Consider the following 15,690-nt stretch of genomic DNA (forward strand, 5'->3'; position numbering starts at 1 on the left):
TATACTGGGGAGTGCGATGGAACCGGAAACGGCGGCTCGCCAAAGCTGCCCCCACTATGTGACCCTTCGACTTACCGACGCGCTTCCGCGAACGGTCATGGCGGCGTGGCACGACGATGTGGACCGCCGGCTCCATATGCTTTCCGAAATGAAAGGGCGTCCGCTGGATCCGGACGAAGAGCGGACCCTCGTTCAACGCACGATCGGTAAGGTCGAGCGCTTTCTGGATTCCGGTCGCGGAAGCTGTGTGCTTTCCGATGAGCGGGCCGCCGGTCTAGTCGAGAGCGTTCTCTGGAACGGGGACGGCGAGCGGTACCGGCTTCACGCGTGGAGCGTGATGCCGAACCACTTGCACGCTTTGGTAACGCCGCTGGGGCGGCGCGACATCGGCGATGTACTGCAAGAGTGGAAGACGGAGACGACCCGGCGGGTTAACCAGGAGCTTCGCCGCGCGGGCGGTCTTTGGCATCCGGACGTCATCGACCACGAGGTCGACCACCCGGTCGAGTTCGCCCGCATCCGGGCGACCGTGGCGAGCAACCCGGAGCAAGCCGGTCTCCACGAGTGGCCGTTCGCGGGCGAAGAGAGCCGGATGAAGGCGCCCGGGTTAACGATGCAGTAAGGCGCGGTAACCTGCTTCCGTGCGTCTGACCCACCTCGTCTCCTGCGCTGGTTGAGCATCTAAGCTGGGGCCTACCCAGTTGGCGGAGGTTCTCCGTCGAATACCGAGCTCAGCCAATCCCAGCCTGCTCGTCGGCTTTGAAACGTCCGACGACGCGGGAATCTTTATGCTGTCTGAAGGTCTTGCACTGGTGCAGACGGTGGACTTCTTCACGCCGGTGGTCGACGACCCGTATGCGTATGGCCAGATTGCAGCGGCGAACGCGCTGAGCGATGTGTACGCGATGGGGGGCCGCCCGCTGACGGTGCTGAACATCGCTTGCTTCTCGCCGGCGGCGGCTCCGCCCGAGGTTTGGGCGGAGGTGTTGCGCGGGATGGCAGACAAAACGATCGAAGCGGGGGCGGTAGTGGCAGGGGGGCACAGCGTGGAAGATGCCGAGCCGAAATTCGGAATGGCGGTGACGGGGCTGATCGACCCGGCGCGGACGTTCGCGAACACGCATGCGCAGCTGGGGGACGAGATTTGGCTGAGCAAGCCGCTGGGCACGGGGATCGTGACCACGGCCGCCAAGAACGACGCGGCTTTGCCCGAGGAGTTGGAGGCAGCCATCGATTCGATGCGAACGTTGAATCGGGCCGCGTGCGAGGCAGGTTTGGCGGCGGGAGTTCGTTGCGCGACGGACATTACGGGGTTCGGTCTGGCTGGACACCTGTTCAACGTTGCAAAGGGAAGCGGTGTGACGATCGAGATCGATGCGGCCTCTCTGCCGGTTTTCGAGGGTGTCGAGCGAATGATCGCGGAGGGGCACGTCACCGGCGGCGCAGGACGGAATCGAGAGTTCCTAGGAGACTCCCTTCGGTTTGATGAAGCCGTGCCGGGGTGGCTTCGACAAGTCGTTCTTGATCCGCAGACCAGCGGCGGCCTCGCCCTATTCTCCCGAGTGCCGATTGCCGGCGCCGTCCGAATCGGACGCGCGATGGCCGGGGATCCAAGGATTCACGTAGCATCGCCTCCCAGGCGATGAACCGTTCTGCTCATCGCTTGGGAGGCGATGCTACAGCTGACGAATCATGATCAGGCTGGGGGAGATTGCCTGGGGCCAGGTGAATGAGCCGACTCGCTCGTACCCCCGGCGTTCGTACATGGCGATCAAGGCCGTTCCCCGTTCGGTAACGGAGAGGGCGAGCTTTTCGTGGTTTGCGGATGCTTCGCGCTCGATGGCGTCCATCAGGAATGCGCCAATCCCTCGTCCACCGAGGTTTGGGTCGACGGCAAGGAGACCGACTTGCGGGTTGGTGCGGAACGCCTCACAGGCGCTGGCATGGTCGGGAGGGAAGAGGGTGACCGAACCGACGAGCCGGCCACCGTCATAGGCGAGGAGCGCCTCGCCCTTCGCTAGCGATAAAGCGATCCGCTCCGGTTGGTAGCGCACCTCATCGACCCCGGCAAACACCGGGGAGGCAAGAAATGCGCGACTGACGAACTCGGAAAGGCCCGGTGGGTCTATGCCTTTTCGAATCTCCACAGCCCGAACTTTACGCGAAGCGAGTGGACGCAGGTTCCCTTAGTTATCAGTGGCCCACCGTTTAAAGAACGTCAAACGGTGGGCGTCGTCCTAGCCTACGCTTCCTTCCAGACTGACTCCAAGCAGCTTTTGGGCTTCGACGGCGAACTCCATTGGGAGCTCGCGGAAGACTTCTTTGCAGAAGCCGGAGACGATCATGTTGACGGCGTCTTCGGTCGGGATTCCGCGCTGGTTGCAGTAGAAGATCTGGTCTTCACCGATCTTGGAGGTCGACGCTTCGTGCTCCACCGTCGCGGTCGGATTCTTTACTTCGATGTACGGGAACGTGTGAGCGCCACACCGATCACCCATCAGCATCGAATCGCATTGCGAGTAATTCCGCGCGCCGTCGGCGCCCGGATTCACCTTCACCAGACCGCGGTAGGTGTTCTGGCCGTGTCCGGCCGAGATTCCCTTCGACACGATCGTGGACTTCGTCCGCTTGCCGATGTGGATCATCTTGGTTCCGGTATCCGCCTGTTGCTGGTTGGCGGTCAGCGCCACCGAGTAGAACTCGCCGACGGAGTCGTCGCCCTGCAGGATGACGGACGGGTATTTCCAGGTGATCGCGGAGCCGGTCTCGACCTGGGTCCAAGTGACCTTGCTTCGCTTTCCGATCGCCCGGGCTCGCTTGGTGACGAAGTTGTAGATCCCGCCTTTACCGGTCTTCGGATCGCCGGGATACCAGTTCTGGACGGTGCTGTACTTGATGATCGCGTCGTCGCCGGCAGCCACTAGCTCGACTACGGCGGCGTGAAGCTGATTTTCGTCGCGCATCGGCGCCGTGCATCCCTCGAGGTAGCTCACGTACGAGCCTTCCTCGGCGATGATCAGGGTCCGCTCGAACTGGCCCGTATTCTCCGCGTTGATTCGGAAGTACGTGCTCAGCTCCATCGGGCATCGCACCCCTTTCGGGATGTACACGAACGAGCCGTCGGAGAAAACCGCGCTGTTCAGCGTCGCGAAGAAATTATCGCTGTAGGGGACCACCGAACCGAGGTGCTTCAGCACCAGCTCCGGATGCTCCCTCACCGCTTCCTGGATCGAGCAGAAGATGATGCCGAGCTTGAACAGCTCCTTCTTAAACGTGGTGACCACGGAAACCGAGTCGAAAACCGCGTCCACGGCGATGCCGGAGAGTGGCTTGTCTGGCGCCTGGCGGGCATCGGCGGCGCTGGCGGCAGCGCCCTTCACGTTCAGCAATACCTTCTGCTCCTCGACAGGGATCCCCAGCTTTTGGAACGTCCGCAGGATCTCCGGGTCGGCATCCTCAAGAGAGTCGAGGACCGGCTTCTTTTTAGGGGCGGAGTAGTAAGAAATCGAGTTGAGGTCGATCGGCGGATACTTTACGTTCGGCCACTTCGGCTCCTTCATCGTGAGGAGGTGCCGGTACGCCTTTAGCCGCCAATCGAGCAGCCATTGCGGCTCTTCCTTCTTGGCGGAGATCACGCGGACGACGTCTTCGTTCAATCCGGGCGGCAGGGTGTCCGACTCGATGTCGGTGCTCCAGCCATGCTCGTATTCGCGGTTGGCGAAGGATTCCAGTAGTGCGGTGCTTTCGTCTAGGACTTGCTCGGACATATCGTTTCACTCGCGACGCGCCCTCCCGGCATCACCGGCTACGCGCGACCGCTCAGCTCTTCCTACGTATTGTGACAGCCGGATTACACTGTCTGAGTGCGCTGGCTTCTTTACGCTCTCGGCTTGGCGACGATCTTGGCGTGCAGTGGCTTGCTGAACGTGCAGGTCCACAATCAGGGGCCGGGTCCCGTAGATGTGGTCTTTAGCTACCGGGCAGACGAAACGACCGAAGCGCATTCGATGGTCACCGCCCCCGAGGGGGGATCGGCCTCTAAAGGGCTGTGGTTCTCCGACGCACCGCCGGTCCTGGACGTGGATGCGAGATGGACGACGATCAAGCGTCACCAGACTTTCAAGCTGAAGGATCTCCCCGTGGACATGCAGCGGTCGACCTCGGCGGCTAGGACGTTCGATCTCAATGTTTCGCCGGAGAAGATCGAGTGGGAAACGAGTCGCTCTTCCGATCTCTTCAGTCGCCTCCTCTTTGGCGCCGTCGTAAGTGCGGCAGTGGTCTTCCTATGGCAGGCGAAAAAGCGCCGCAAGTCTTCCCATTGATGTTTGGCGCCGTGAAGAGTCGGGGAGAGTGGCGCCGTGCTTTCAGCTTGGATGTATCCACGTCCGTATTGGGGGTGGCGAACATACGTTCACACATCAAACATCAGAAATCACTTTCCGGAACCTCCACCCCAACCCCTCCTCCTCCAGCCCGCACAAACATCGGGCCGCAAGAGGAGGGGCTCCGGATTACTTGACCCGCTTTAGGGTAAGGCCCACGACTTCCTCGCCTTTGGAGTTGCGGATGATGCTGGCGAGTGAGTCGTTGTCGAGGAAGCGGCTTCGGGAGGTGAAGGCGTTCATATCGCCTCCGGCCGGGCCGAAGACGAAGGCGACGTCCTTGCCTTCCATCGTGACATGCCCCCAATACACCGTCCCGGAACCGTGGTTGTCGAGGTAGTAGACCGATTTCGTCTCCGGGTCGAGGCCGAACATCGAGTTCACGCGAACTCCGTCCTTCCGCCCCTTACCGATCCAACCTTCGCCGATGATTCCATTGCCATCCTGATGACGGCGGTATTTGAACTCGATGATCACCGGCTTTCCGTCCGGCGACTTGACCTCGCCTCGCCAAACTCCACCGACGAGGCGGCCGATTTGGTCCATTGCAGAAAGATCGGGAGGAGGGGAGACCTTACCGGAAGCCGGGCGGACAATCGGGCCGGACTTGAACCGCTGTTGGCACCAGCTCAACACTACCGGCCAAGCCTCGTCGAAGTAGGCGTAAGTCTTATCCGATTCCGGCCCCGTTCCCCAACCCCCCTGACTGAGGTCGATTCGGGTCTTATCTCCTTGGGGGGTGAACTGCAACACCACGAACGTGTGCCGAAGCCGCATAACAGGTTGATCTGGCGGCGCGTTCCAAGTGAACGAAAGCATCTTCTCGGGAATGTAACTGAGGACCTTGCACCCTTCCGATCCGTGTCTCCCGATGGGTGGATCCGTCGAGAATTCGATCTCGAAGCGGCCGTTCAACTTGAGATCCACCGTCGCCTTCTGGCACATGAAGCTCTGAAGTCCTTCGGCCGTGGTCCAAGCTTTCCAGACTTCGGCGACCGGCGCATCGATGACGGCGGACTTCTCCAACCGGCGCTCGGCTTGCCCCATCGCGGTTGCGGAGAGCAAGAGAGCGAATAGAGAGAGTGTCCTCATGCCGGCACCTGATATCCGATCCCGTCACGGAGATAGCGGTTGAGCGCTACTTCCATTATCTGTCGACTCCCCTCCCGGTACATCTTTTCGACGTTTTCCGGCACGTAGCCCCAGATCTGAAAGTTTCGCTTTAGAACCGTGGACTCTCCATCCTCTTCCAGCGTATCCATCGAGTAGCTTGACATTCCTCGATTGAGGGCACTGGTACCCCCGGAAGCGATCTGGAACGGAGCGTCCATATAGACGATCTCACCGTATACGGCGCCGCCTCCGTTAGCGAATCGCTCCTCGATTCGTCCGCCGACGCGGACGTCGCAGGAGACCTGCGAATCGGGCTTGAATCGGTGCGGCCACCAATTGTTCAGCTCCTCGGTTAGGGCCGCAAAAACTCGTTCGCGCGGCGCGTCAATCTTCATCTCCATTTCGATTTTCACGAAACGGTAATCGTTTTGGTCCATTTGTTGGGCCACCTCTCTTCTTGTTTCTGCGTACCGCTTCAGATGTAGGGCCGTCTCGGCCGCTGTCGACGAGCTGGAGGTGAGCCAGCGCTCGAGGGTCTGCCGGAGCGGGATCGGATTCAAATAGTTGAACCGACTCTTCCCCTCCTTCCGCGAGAGCACAAGGCCCGCTTCCTCCAAGACCCCAAGGTGCTGCATGACCGCGAACCGAGTGAGTTCAGGCAGGTCCTTGGAGAGCTGTCCCGTCGTCCGCGGTCCGTCTTTCATCAGGTCAAGCAGCTTCCTCCGATGAGGGCTCGCCAGCGCACGCCAAACGGTATCCGATTCCACAGAAATCAATACGTGATAAAACTATAACGTATCCAGTTGCTCCATGGACCCGGAGTGGTTACCAGGTTTTGGCGTGGGCCTCGGGCAAATGTAGGCTTTTACGCGGCTCGGTCGAGCTGCCGATGGTGGCTTCCAAGTAGCCGCTTGACCGCGTCTTCCACGCACTGGATCGCCCGGGAAGGGGATTCACACCGGTCGTCTTGACTCAGGACCTCGAGCAGCGTGCCCTCGGCGTAAGCTTCGAGCACGGCGGGGTGCACGTAGCATTTCCGGCAAACCGCGGGAGTATTCCCAAGCTGCGCGGCGACCGTCTTCAGGACCCGCGTGACGGTGGCCTTCGCTTCGCGCTTGGTGGCCGGCGGCTCGGCGCCGGCAAGCTCGGTTAGGGCGAGAACGGTGCCGGCCCATGTTCGGAAATCCTTGGCGGTGAAGTCCCCTCCGGAGATTTCTTTGAGGTAGGCGTTGACGTCAGTGGAAGTCACGGAGTGGCGGTCTCCATTCTCGTCGAGGTACTGAAAGAGCTCTTGGCCGGGAAGATCTTGCAGGCGCCTCACGACGCGAGCCAGGCGACGGTCATGTAACGCAATCCGATGGCGAATCTTACTCTTCCCAAGAAAACTGAAACGGACCTCGCTCCCTTCCACCTTGACGTGGCGGTTAAGCATGGTCGTTAGGCCATAGGAGTGGTTGGACTTGGCGTACTCCTCGTTTCCGACTCGGATTAGGCTTCTCTCTAAGAGATGAATCAACACGGCCAGGACCTTGTCGCGAGGGAGGCCCCGCAGGGAAAGGTCGTGTTCGAGCCGGGCATGGATTTTTGGCAAAGCCGAAGCAAACTCAGACATCCGATCGTACTTGGAGGCGTCTCTCGTTTCGCGGAACCGCGGGTGATAACGATACTGCTTGCGCCCCTTCGTATCCTTTCCGGTCGCCTGCAAGTGACCGTTCTCTTGCGGACAGATCCATACGCTCTCGTAAGCGGGCGGAATCGCGAGCGAACGAATGCGCTGAAGCGTCTGCTCTTCTTTCACCCTCCGGCCGTCGGGCCATACGTAGGCGAACCCATCCCCCTCGCGCCTCCGCGAAATTCCTGGCATCGCATCGGTTACATAGACCAGCCCCGCTTGCTCAACCGACTCCACCACCTCGGGAACGCTCATGTAAAGGGATCGGACTTCGACGGAGGGGTGAGGGTTTCGGAGCTAACCAAGTACACTCACAGGCACCGATATGGCTGCGACGCTTCACTACCTGACCGTGCAGGACGTGCTTTGGATTAACCTCCAGGCGACCAAGAAGGTCCACCACTTTAATTTCGCGCGCTTGGAAGAGGCGACGTTCTACCAGTATGCGTACGGCGAGAGTAAAACCCTCCTTCCGCAAGCGGCAAGGTTCGTGACCGGATTCTTGAGGATGCATCCGTTCGAAGCGGGGAACGAGGCGACCGCGTTCATCGCCGTTCTCTCGTTCCTAAAACTCAATGGAACGGAGATCGGCCTTACCGACGACGATGCGGTCGGTTGGTTCGACAGGATCGCGGACAAAGCGGTTTCGGCTCGCGATGCGATCTCCCGCGTAACCTCCCCGTCTCCCCATGGTCACGGCCATCCGCCGGAGGTCCGGGAGGCCATCCAAGCGGTCCTCGACGATTTTCCGGCCACGATCGCTTCGCTTGCCGAACGGTCGGCCGTCGCCGTTTAGCCGACAAAAAAAAAGACCCCTACTAACCGCAGGGGTCAATACTTGAGGATTGGCTTCGTTCTTTTTGCTCGCTGTTTATTGGTTCCAGCTTAGGATTTGGACGCGAACCCAGAAATCGTGTTCCCGTTTTTCCGTGACTTGGGAGTCCCGGAAACGAGGGACTTGCCCGTGTAAGTCCTAAATGCGAAAATCTAGCCCATGGCTTACATCCTGCACGCACGCACCCTTCCGGGTGAAATGCCGCGCATGGTCTGGCTCGAGCCGACCGGCGAGGGAGATACCGTGCGGATTACCGTCGCAAATGCGATGGGGATGGTCGCCACCGGAACCGGACGCGCCGACGAGCTCGAAGCGCTCGCTTCCGGCTCAGGTAGCTGCGCCTGTTCGGGCGATATCTGGATCGAACGAACCGATAACGCTCAGAGCTGGAATCTGGCGTTCATTCCCAGCGTCGGGATAGGAACCATCGAGGTCGGCTCCTTTGATTTCGCCTGTGCCTTGCAGCGAGTTCAATTCGAGCGAATGTCCCTGGAAGCCGCTTCCGCCATCACCGACGGTCCCACCCGCTGCACCGACCTCCGCCTCTGGGAGAACCTCGTCACAAGCCGAGGCATGGCCTTCGACTCGTAGGCCAACTTCCTACGTAGCGTCGGCGCCCTCGCCGATGATCCGGGTGTACCGAAGGTACGCCAGGCGCAGGTACGAGCCAACCTGCGGCTACACGTCCTTCGGACGTAGGGAAGGGCTAGGGTATGTGCCCGATGTCGCCTGAAGAGAGGGCATGAAGCGGACTTCCCGCGCGACCCCACTTTAATCCCAGCGCCGATCCGCCGGTTCCGTTGAACCAGGTGATGGTGACCTTGTGCGGTCCCTTGGCAAGCGCCGCCTCCCCGTTGAAGGTCGTGTCGCTGTGCAGGCCGTCGGCGTCCACAATCAGCTTGCCGTCAATCAAGAGCTTGGAGCCGTCGTCGCTGCTCAGAGCGAAGCGATAGACGCCGTCTTGCGGAACGTTGAGGTAGCCGGCGTAGCGCTGACCGACCTTCTCATCCGGGACCTTGCCGTTCATCGGGATCGAGAGGCCAGTCGCGAGCTCGCGATTACGAGGGGTCAGCGTGTCGAAGTCGGGAAGCTTCTCCCAATCGCCACTGAAAGTCTCAACCCAAAGGCCGGGCTCAAGACCGGTAACGCTCTCGGCGGGAGCCGGAGCTACGGCGCGGAATTCCTTCTCGACCACGCTCGAAACCCGCTTGGCGCCAAGGAACGTGGCCGCACGGAGACCGGTGGACCGGCTGATGGCGATCGGTCCGCGATAAAGGGGCGAGGAGGCGGTCGGCGCGCTGCCGTCCAAGGTGTATCGAACCTGGAAACTCGGCGATGGCGACGCGATACGCGCGTGGGTCGAACCGACCAGGATCTCGGAATCGGCGGTGATAACCGGCGGCCGGTAGATGACCGGCGCTCCCTCCACCACCAATTCAATTACGGAAACGTTGGGGTCGAGCGGCTTTGGCGGCAGCTTGATTACCAGATCGGACCCGACGCGGGAAACCGGAAGGGTGGCGCCTTTTCGGCTAAGGTTCCCCACCTGGGGTGCTTGGCTCGAAATATCGAAACCGGGCATATTAATGGCCGTGAGCGGCTTGTTAGCGATCCCCGGCACCACCAGCCGGCCATCGCTGGGCCAATCGAATACATGAAGGTAAAGGTTGGTAGCCTTTCCGAGTCGCTTGGTCGTACTGCGGCCCCAAGGCAAGGAATCGAAAGACGACGCCGTCGTCCCGTAGATCGAATCCCCGTTCACCCTCATCCATTTGCCCATGTCGCGTAGCCGCGACACCGCTTCCGGCGGGAACGTGCCGTCGGACCGAGGGCCGATGTTTAGCAGGTAGTTCCCGCCCTTTGAGGCAATGTCGACCAGGTTTCGAATCAGGGTTTTTGACGACTTCCAATTTTTGTCGGCGGCGTTGTACCCCCAGTGGTCGTTCATCGTCATGCATGTCTCCCAGTCCTGGCCGGGGAGACCGGTAGCGGGGATGAACTGCTCCGGAGTGCCGTAGTCGCCCGCCTTCAGCGTGGCATCCTCGACTCCGTTCCGGCCCGGCGAGACCCGGTTGTTCACGATGATCTTGGGCTGGATCGAGCGGCAAAGGTCGTATAGCGCCTTACCGTACTTGGGCGTCCACGTAGATTCCCATTCGCCGTCGAACCACATCACGCCGATGGGGCCGTAATCGGTGAGTAGTTGCCGCACTTCGTTGTGGAGGTACTCCACATACCGGTCCATGTCCGCGCCGTCCGCGGGACGGTCGGCGGTCTCCCAAGACCGGCGCGGCAGATAGTCAGGATGGTGCCAGTCCATGATGGAGTGGTACCAACCCATGGTCATCCCCTTCTTTCGGACGGCCGTCGACAGCTCCTTCATGATGTCGCGATGGAACGGCGTGTTCTTGACCGACCAGTCGGTGTACTTCGATGGGAACAAGTTGAAGCCATCGTGGTGCTTCGTCGTGATCACGACGTAGTTCATTCCCGCATCCTTTGCCATGCGAGCCCACTCGTCGGCGTTGAACTTCACCGGATTGAACTGGGACTGAAGCTTCTCGTACTCGGTGACCGGGACATGGGCTTCTTCCCGAAGCCATTCGCCGTAGCCGGTCCCCTTCCCCCACTTGCCGGCGGGAATGGAGTACAGACCCCAGTGGATGAACATCCCAAAGCGGGCCTCCTTCCACTGCTTCATTCGGGCGTCGTGCTGCGCGGGGGTGTCGTTAGACGGCGCGAGAGCGGCAGTGGCGGCGAGGAGCGCGAGAGAAATCATCGTTGAGCTGAATTGTAGAGCGCAAAGCGGCTAAGCGTGGGGCATGCGCGAGAATCGAGAATAGAAATTCTTATCCGGTTCGCTGTCGTGACCGGGACGCGGACGATCCGCCGGTGGCCGACGGTGGTCCCTTCACCGATGGTTTTCCAAACCCCGCCCGCCTCGGCTTCGATCCGGAACTGGGCGATCCGCTGTCCGAGGGCGATCTGTTCGTCGAGCTCCACCCGGTCAAAGGTGGCCGATCTCGGTAGATCGAAAACGATCGCGGCTTTGGTGACGTTATCGGGCGCCGCCCAATAGGTCGCTTCCTTGCCGTCCACGATTCCTTGAGCGTCAAAGCCATCCCGGCTTGCATCGGCCTTCGCTTTGGCCCCCTTCGCAAGGTCGTGCCCATAGATCACGTCGCGAAGATTTTTCCAGCCGAGGAGCGCTTCGACATCGGGATGCGAGATAAGCCCCTCGTGGTTCGGCGGCACGTTTAGGATGAGGTTGCCGTTTTGGCCGACCGATTCTTCCCAGATCTCGAGCAGCTTCTCCGGTGACTTCACCTTAGCGTCTTCGGAATCGCGGTGGAACCAGCCCGGCCGAATCGAGACGTCGCACTCGGCGGGAACCCAGTGGGTGCCATCTCTTTTCCCTTCGGTAAGCTCCGCCGAGAGAGGGGTTCCGGGGACGTACCGGTCTCGGTCGATGGTGGCCCAGCAGGTCGGCGCCGAGTGCCCTTCCTCGTTTCCGACCCACCGGATGTCTGGGCCGGCGTCGGAAAAGATGACCGCGTTTGGCTGGCACTCGCGAACGACCTGGATGAAGCCGGGCCAGTCGTAGACCTGACGCTTGCCGTTCGGACCCTCGCCGTTCGCGCCGTCGAACCAGACTTCGAAGACATCTCCGTAATTCGTCAGCACCTCGCGGAGCATGTGTTTGAAAGTGTCGTTGTACGCCGGCGTTCCGTAGGTCGGGTGATTGCGATCCCACGGCGAAAGATAGACGCCGAATTTTAAGCCTTCCGCCTTACATGCCTTGGAAAGCTCCTTCAGAACGTCGCCCTTTCCATTCTTCCAATGGCTCTGCGCCACCGTGTGCGTGGAGAACTTGCTCGGCCAGAGGCAAAAGCCGTCGTGGTGCTTCGCGGTGATCATAACCCCCGCCAAGCCGGCTTTCTTGAACGTGTGGACCCACTGTCGGCAGTCGAGGTGCTTCGGATCGAAGACGCTCTCGTGCTCGTTTCCATGCCCCCACTCTTCGCCGGTAAAAGTGTTGGGTCCGAAATGAACGAACGCGTAGGTCTCGAGCTTGTGCCACGCCAGTTGGCGCGGAGCGGGGATCGGAGCAAGCGGCGCGGGAGGATTCGTCGAGGCAGACATGGCAAGGAGGGCGATCAGCGGCAGCATGGCGGAAAAACCAACGCAATGAAGACTACTCGTTTACCAAAGCTTCCATCTCTCGTCGCTACCCACATGCCTTTAGCGGCAGAGGAGAGGAGCGATTGCAGGACCGTGGGGAGGGATTATTCCAATCTGTCGCGTCCAATTCTAGGCTGACGGTAGTTTCTGCGACCGCCTGCCGGGGTCGGGGAAGGGTGGCGACCTCTACCCCGGGTCTTCGACCCGGGCCTAATTTCTGAAGACCCCTGCCGGGGTCGGGAGAGACGTGGCACACACGGCTCAGGCTGCGGCAACGAGAGATTGGCATGGTCGCCGAACCAGGCAGGGGTCATCCCTGATTACTTGCGTGCGAACGTGAAGCAGCACTGTGGAAACGACCAGGGTTCCATCTTCGGGGGGCCTACATCTTTTCCGGTGCAGAAACGCCCAGCAATTCCAATGCCGATCGCAGGGTTTGCCGCGCCGCCCGGCAGAGAGCCAGCCGGGCGCGCGTGAGATCCGGCTCACCGGTCTGGATGACTCGGCACTGGTCGTAGAAGTGGTGGTACGTCTTCGCCAGCTCGATCGCGTAGGTCGCGATCCGGTGCACGCCGTAGTCTTGCGACGCCCGTTGGGTTTCGAACGGAAGGTCGAGGATCTTCTTGGTCAGCGAAAGCTCCCTCGGATGGGTGAGCTGTCCGGGGTCCATATCCGCACCGAGCACGAACCCGGCTTCTTCCGCCTTGCGCAGCACCGAGCAGATACGCGCGTGGGCGTATTGGACGTAGAACACGGGATTCTCGTCGCTCTGCTTGGTGGCGAGATCGATGTCGAAGTCCATGTGGGTGTCATGGCTTCGCATCAGATAGAAGAACCGCGCGACGTCCGCGCCGATTCGCCGTTGCTCCTCGAGGGTGGCGTCCGGGGCTTGGGCTTTGCCGAGCTCTTCGATGAGGTCGCGCAGCTCGTAGATGTTGCCGTCTCGCTTCCGCATCGGCGCCGGTTTTCCGTCCTTCACGAACCGCACGATCTGGAAGATGATGATCTCGAACCGCTCCGGCTTCCCATCTTTCATCGGGTAGCCGAGCGCTTGGTATGCCGCGTACATCCGACCGATGTATCCGTGGTGGTCGGGGCCGAGGATGAGGAGCGCCTTCTCGTAACCCCGCTCTCCAAGCTTGTTCTCCAGGTACGCGACGTCGGCGGCGATGTAGGCGGGGCGTCCGTCGGCTCTTACCAGAACCCGGTCCTTCTCGTCCCCAAATCCGTTTGTGTGCGAGGCGATCCAGAGGGCCGAGCCTTCCTCGGTTGGGTTTTCGTCCTCCTCATCTTCGTATTTGTCCTTCTCGGCGGCGACTTCTTCGGCGTCTCTCGGTTGGGGAGACCGGTAGGAATTACCGGCTTTTTCCAGTTTTTCTAGCGCGGACTGCACCTTCCCCTCGTCGTGAAGCGACTGCTCGGAGAACCACCGCTGGAAGTTGACGCCGAAGATTCGAAGGTCGCCCCGCTGCCGCTCGATCATCAATTCCTGAGCGGCTTTTTGGAAGCTGAGAGTGTCCCAAAGGTCGGCGTCGACCGGGTCGAGCTCGCCGACGAGGGTGCCGGCGACCGAGAGGGCCGTCTGTTGCTCCTCCGGCAGATCGTGCACGGCGCGGTGGCTGCGGACGAATTCGGTCAGGCGCCCCTCCCATGCTTCTTGGGAACCGTCCGAGTCCTCGACGAACTCGGGCGCCACGATCTCGAGGAGCAGAAGCCGCTCGAACGTGTCGGTATCCGGCGTAGTATCCGAAGCTTTGGCATCGGCGACGACTCGGGCGATCAGCTTTTCCTCGGGCGAGTCTCCCTCAATCGGCCCGCCGTCCAAGTGCCGGACGAACGATTCGTAGGTAAGCCGCGCGGGGTCCCAGCCGGCTTGCGCGATCGTTTCCGCCAACGCCATTCTCCGAGTTCCGCGCTGCCTCAGCACGAAATCGAGGAGACCCATGCCGACGTCCTGCACGTACTCGCCGCGATATCCCTTCTCCGGGAAGTCGCCGGGCAGCCCGAGAGCGGTCCGAACGTAGTACTTCACCGATTCGGCGAAGAGCCGCATCTGTTCGGAGTTGACGCCGTCGTTGATGTAGTACTCGCGGTCGACTTCGTGCCCGACCGCCTGCATGATCCGGCTCAGCGTGTCGCCAAATGCCGCGCCGCGGCCGGAGCCGACCGTGATCGGGCCGTTCGGGTTAACGGAGACGAATTCGATGTTGAGGCGTTGGGCGTTGGGCGTTGGGCGTTGGGCGAAGATGTCGGCTTCGGCGAGAACGCGGGGGATGTAGGCGGCAATGACCTCGGGTTTGAGGCGGAAATTAAGAAAGCCTGGGCCGGCGATATCGATGGCTTCGAAGACGCCCGAAGCATCGGCACCCTGCCGATGAACCTCCAGCAGCGCCTCCTTGAGCAGCTCGCCAATCGCCCGGGGGTTCATCCCGGCCCGTTTGCTCGCGACCAGGGCAAGATTGCACGCGTAGTCGCCGTGCTCGGGATTCTTGGTATCGGAAATCTCGATCGGCGCCCCGCGCACCGCCTCAGGCAGCTTTCCCTGGGCGATCAGTTGGTCGACGGCGCTCCGAACGAGCTCTTGAAGGTGGTCGCGTAGCAAGGATATAGGGTACCGCCCTTGATGGGCGCTGGGCGCTGGGCGCTGGGCGCTGGGCGCTGGGCGCTGGGCGCTGGGCGTTGGGGCGTTGGGGCGTTGGGGCGTTGGGTGTGTTTTGGCTTTACCCTAGCCGATGGGACGGATGGGACATCTGGGACGCATGGGTCTCAGGTGTCCCATAAGTCTCATTCGGGCAACAATATACTTGACGCACGAAACACCGGGTTTGAACCTGGCGTGATATTCTGAGGGCGTGGCAGAAAAAGAAAAATTCCAGACGGGGGATGACGGGTCGGAATTCGTAAAGCTCCGGATCGACCACGTAAAAAGCCCTCAGTTCCGGGTGATACACGTCAACCAGGTTCTTGGGGGTACGAACCAGTTCGGGGATCTTTGCATGACTGTCCTCAACGATCGCCCTGGTATCCCCGACTCTTACGATTTGCATTGGCACAGCGACGGGCGGCAGGTGATTGTAGACCCTGATGTTTTCGAGGATGGTAATTTAGTTGCGGTCCGAGAAGTTGAAGCCGTCCTCATGATGTCACTGCCGGTCGCCAACCTAGTAATGAATTGGATCAAGGCTCATCTTGAAGCCTACGCACGGGCAGAACGGCAATTAGCTGGCCAACCAGCGGAGTCCGGGGAGTAGGAAAGCAAGTGGAGCGCTTGAACCCCCAGATTCAGCACACCGCGAGGGAGTGGTACTTACTTGCGCAGGAAGTGGCCGATCATCAAAGGAACCCCCCTTTGATGCCCACCGGGCGGCCGCCTGCGCCGCCGTTAATGAGTGAGCCTCAACAGCCTTCTGGTATGCGGAGTGCCGAGGAACCAAACTTTCCATTCGTTGTCCTAGACACAAACGTCGTCCTGCAGCATTGGCAGTCGTCGCGTTCCCTACAAATCC

The 15,690-nt window shown here is 60.8% G+C and carries 14 protein-coding genes; 6 read left to right on the forward strand and 8 right to left on the reverse strand.

Features of this window, described 5'->3' with window-relative positions:
* Nucleotides 1-16 precede the first annotated feature (16 nt).
* Together OP10G_RS24505 and selD are read left to right on the forward strand one after the other, a co-directional pair.
* The gene (locus OP10G_RS24505; RefSeq protein WP_084179130.1) at nt 17-622 is read left to right on the forward strand and encodes a transposase; all 606 of its coding nucleotides are present in this window, start codon (nt 17-19) and stop codon (nt 620-622) included.
* A gap of 19 nt (nt 623-641) precedes the next feature.
* A complete protein-coding gene (gene selD, locus OP10G_RS11760) occupies nt 642-1,646 on the forward strand; it encodes a selenide, water dikinase SelD (RefSeq protein WP_084179132.1) in 1,005 nt (334 codons plus the stop codon).
* A gap of 30 nt (nt 1,647-1,676) precedes the next feature.
* Here selD and OP10G_RS24510 read toward each other — a convergent pair whose 3' ends face one another.
* On the reverse strand, nt 1,677-2,147 hold the full coding sequence (locus OP10G_RS24510) for a GNAT family N-acetyltransferase (protein WP_025225690.1): 471 nt from the start codon (nt 2,145-2,147) through the stop codon (nt 1,677-1,679).
* 90 nt (nt 2,148-2,237) lie between these two features.
* A complete protein-coding gene (gene sufB, locus OP10G_RS11770) occupies nt 2,238-3,767 on the reverse strand; it encodes a Fe-S cluster assembly protein SufB (RefSeq protein WP_025225689.1) in 1,530 nt (509 codons plus the stop codon).
* A 96-nt stretch (nt 3,768-3,863) separates the two neighbouring features.
* On the opposite strand from sufB, the gene OP10G_RS11775 reads away from it, so the two are divergent.
* A complete protein-coding gene (locus OP10G_RS11775) occupies nt 3,864-4,322 on the forward strand; it encodes a hypothetical protein (RefSeq protein ID WP_025225688.1) in 459 nt (152 codons plus the stop codon).
* Between the two features lie 189 nt (nt 4,323-4,511).
* On the opposite strand, the gene OP10G_RS24515 is transcribed toward OP10G_RS11775, so the two are convergent.
* From OP10G_RS24515 to OP10G_RS11790, 3 genes are all read right to left on the reverse strand, one after another.
* Complete coding sequence (locus OP10G_RS24515) at nt 4,512-5,474, reverse strand: SRPBCC family protein (RefSeq protein ID WP_025225687.1); 963 nt, start codon at nt 5,472-5,474, stop codon at nt 4,512-4,514.
* Complete coding sequence (locus tag OP10G_RS25785; RefSeq protein ID WP_420810105.1) at nt 5,471-6,199, reverse strand: hypothetical protein; 729 nt, start codon at nt 6,197-6,199, stop codon at nt 5,471-5,473. The genes OP10G_RS24515 and OP10G_RS25785 overlap by 4 nt, the downstream gene beginning before the upstream one ends.
* Nucleotides 6,200-6,360: 161 nt before the next feature.
* Nucleotides 6,361-7,422, reverse strand: a complete 1,062-nt coding sequence (locus tag OP10G_RS11790) for a DNA topoisomerase IB (protein WP_025225685.1) — start codon at nt 7,420-7,422, stop codon at nt 6,361-6,363.
* A 70-nt stretch (nt 7,423-7,492) separates the two neighbouring features.
* Here OP10G_RS11790 and OP10G_RS11795 point away from each other — a divergent pair, with 70 nt between their 5' ends.
* Nucleotides 7,493-7,963, forward strand: coding sequence for a Fic family protein (locus tag OP10G_RS11795; RefSeq protein WP_025225684.1), 471 nt, complete (start codon nt 7,493-7,495; stop codon nt 7,961-7,963).
* 198 nt (nt 7,964-8,161) lie between these two features.
* Nucleotides 8,162-8,593: a hypothetical protein gene (locus OP10G_RS11800; RefSeq protein WP_025225683.1), complete on the forward strand. Its 432-nt coding sequence runs from the start codon at nt 8,162-8,164 to the stop codon at nt 8,591-8,593.
* Nucleotides 8,594-8,708: 115 nt separating this feature from the next.
* Here the strand turns inward: OP10G_RS11800 and OP10G_RS11805 are convergent, their stop codons facing one another.
* The 3 genes from OP10G_RS11805 to OP10G_RS24520 all read right to left on the reverse strand — a co-directional run bounded on the left by OP10G_RS11805 (nt 8,709) and on the right by OP10G_RS24520 (nt 14,786).
* Nucleotides 8,709-10,781: an alpha-L-fucosidase gene (locus tag OP10G_RS11805; RefSeq protein ID WP_025225682.1), complete on the reverse strand. Its 2,073-nt coding sequence runs from the start codon at nt 10,779-10,781 to the stop codon at nt 8,709-8,711.
* The gene (locus tag OP10G_RS11810; protein ID WP_025225681.1) at nt 10,778-12,172 is read right to left on the reverse strand and encodes an alpha-L-fucosidase; all 1,395 of its coding nucleotides are present in this window, start codon (nt 12,170-12,172) and stop codon (nt 10,778-10,780) included. The genes OP10G_RS11805 and OP10G_RS11810 overlap by 4 nt, the downstream gene beginning before the upstream one ends.
* 394 nt (nt 12,173-12,566) lie before the next feature.
* Nucleotides 12,567-14,786: an arginine--tRNA ligase gene (locus tag OP10G_RS24520; RefSeq protein WP_025225680.1), complete on the reverse strand. Its 2,220-nt coding sequence runs from the start codon at nt 14,784-14,786 to the stop codon at nt 12,567-12,569.
* Between the two features lie 250 nt (nt 14,787-15,036).
* On the opposite strand from OP10G_RS24520, the gene OP10G_RS11830 reads away from it, so the two are divergent.
* Nucleotides 15,037-15,435 (forward strand): hypothetical protein, encoded by a 399-nt coding sequence (locus tag OP10G_RS11830; RefSeq protein ID WP_025225679.1) that lies wholly within the window; start codon nt 15,037-15,039, stop codon nt 15,433-15,435.
* Nucleotides 15,436-15,690: the final 255 nt, after the last annotated feature.

The organism is Fimbriimonas ginsengisoli Gsoil 348, from assembly GCF_000724625.1.
Classification (GTDB): Bacteria; Armatimonadota; Fimbriimonadia; order Fimbriimonadales; family Fimbriimonadaceae; genus Fimbriimonas; species Fimbriimonas ginsengisoli.

Coding starts and splice junctions, on each gene's coding strand:
- OP10G_RS24505 (WP_084179130.1), top strand. CDS start 17: ATGGAACCGGAAACGGCGGCTCGCCAAAGCTGCCCCCACTATGTGACC.
- sufB (WP_025225689.1), bottom strand. CDS start 3,767: ATGTCCGAGCAAGTCCTAGACGAAAGCACCGCACTACTGGAATCCTTC.
- OP10G_RS24515 (WP_025225687.1), bottom strand. CDS start 5,474: ATGAGGACACTCTCTCTATTCGCTCTCTTGCTCTCCGCAACCGCGATG.
- OP10G_RS25785 (WP_420810105.1), bottom strand. CDS start 6,199: ATGAAAGACGGACCGCGGACGACGGGACAGCTCTCCAAGGACCTGCCT.
- OP10G_RS11790 (WP_025225685.1), bottom strand. CDS start 7,422: ATGAGCGTTCCCGAGGTGGTGGAGTCGGTTGAGCAAGCGGGGCTGGTC.
- OP10G_RS11795 (WP_025225684.1), top strand. CDS start 7,493: ATGGCTGCGACGCTTCACTACCTGACCGTGCAGGACGTGCTTTGGATT.
- OP10G_RS11800 (WP_025225683.1), top strand. CDS start 8,162: ATGGCTTACATCCTGCACGCACGCACCCTTCCGGGTGAAATGCCGCGC.
- OP10G_RS11805 (WP_025225682.1), bottom strand. CDS start 10,781: ATGATTTCTCTCGCGCTCCTCGCCGCCACTGCCGCTCTCGCGCCGTCT.
- OP10G_RS11810 (WP_025225681.1), bottom strand. CDS start 12,172: ATGCTGCCGCTGATCGCCCTCCTTGCCATGTCTGCCTCGACGAATCCT.